This is a genomic window from Synechococcus sp. H60.1, assembly GCF_047462335.1.
Lineage (GTDB): Bacteria > Cyanobacteriota > Cyanobacteriia > Thermostichales > Thermostichaceae > Thermostichus.
The window spans coordinates 1-1,144 of record NZ_JANSJA010000095.1 but is presented as its reverse complement, the minus strand read 5'-3'; the positions used below and the strand labels follow the sequence as shown (position 1 = coordinate 1,144).

The window sequence follows — 1,144 nt, the reverse complement described above, 5'->3', positions numbered from 1 at the left end:
GGCTCTAGTTGCCACGGCCATTGGTCTCAACACCTATGTGGGCGAGGTGGATCCCAAACTTCTGCGCACGTTTTAGCTAATCCGCCGCTCGCGCTAGCGGGACGTAGTCCTTGAAGCCCCGCCCTGTACCTCCCTATATCCCCCCGTATACGGGGGGACTGGGGGGCCGGTCAGGGTCGCTTGGGAGAGGCGGCAACATTCCAGTTATAAACAGGTACAATACTCTCATCATGAGAATTGCTTACCAGTACCGCTTGCGCCCTACTTCCAGGCAAGTTACCTGGATGGACGGCTGGCTGGAGCTGCTGTGTAGGCAGTACAACTATCGCTTGGCGGAACGGTTCAACTGGTGGGAGCAAAATCGCTGTGATATCCATGCTTGCTCTTTAGTGGTTTGTCACCTGCCTAAGTTGAAAGATCAGCCCACCTACTACTCCCAAAAACGAGACTTGGTCAATACTAAGGCTCTGTTTCCCGTTCACGCTAGCGGGACGGAGTCCTTGGGGCTGGTGATCAAAACGGCAACCGTCACCCGCAAGGTTGATGGGTGGTACGTGACCTTGAGCTTGCAGGATTCGTCTGTTCCTGAATTGAACCCTGACCCCCCAACGTGGGAAAACACAATTGGGATAGACCTGGGGCTCAATGCTTTTTGGGTGGCTGATGAAGGGGAATCGGTTGAGGTGCCCCAGTACTATCGCCGGACGGAGAAGAAGCTGAAGCGATTGCAAAGGGCCGTATCCAGGAAAAAGAAAGGGTCAAGTCGTTACAAAAAAGCAGTGAAACGACTAGCCAAGGTGCACCAGTAAAGTAGCCAATCAGCGCCGAGATTTCCACCACAAAACCGCTCATAAGCTCTTGAGAAAAGGGAAGCACGTAGCCCATGAGGCGTTGAACATCAAAGGTTTGGCAAGGACAAGGTTGGCCAAGTCTGTCCATGACGCCGGTTGGGGGCAGTTCCTGCAAATTCTGGCAGCCAAGACCGAGAGAGCCGGGCTGTTAACCATTGCAGTGGATCCCCGCGGTAGTAGCCAGGAGTGTTCGGGGTGTGGTCGTGAGGTTGCCAAAGAGCTGCATGAGCGGTGGCAAGATTGTCCGCATTGCGGGTTGAGTATTGGTGGAGACCACAACTCAGCGCGAGTTA

At 54.3% G+C, this 1,144-nt stretch carries 2 protein-coding genes; both read left to right on the top strand.

Annotation, left to right across the window (positions count from 1 at the left end; all coding sequences use genetic code 11):
- The first annotated feature begins 284 nt into the window (after positions 1–284).
- Complete coding sequence (locus tag NW852_RS05175; RefSeq protein WP_414426510.1) at positions 285–809, top strand: transposase; 525 nt, start codon at positions 285–287, stop codon at positions 807–809.
- A gap of 49 nt (positions 810–858) precedes the next feature.
- A partial coding sequence (locus NW852_RS05170; protein WP_414426509.1) for a zinc ribbon domain-containing protein occupies positions 859–1,144 on the top strand: 286 nt, incomplete at its 3' end.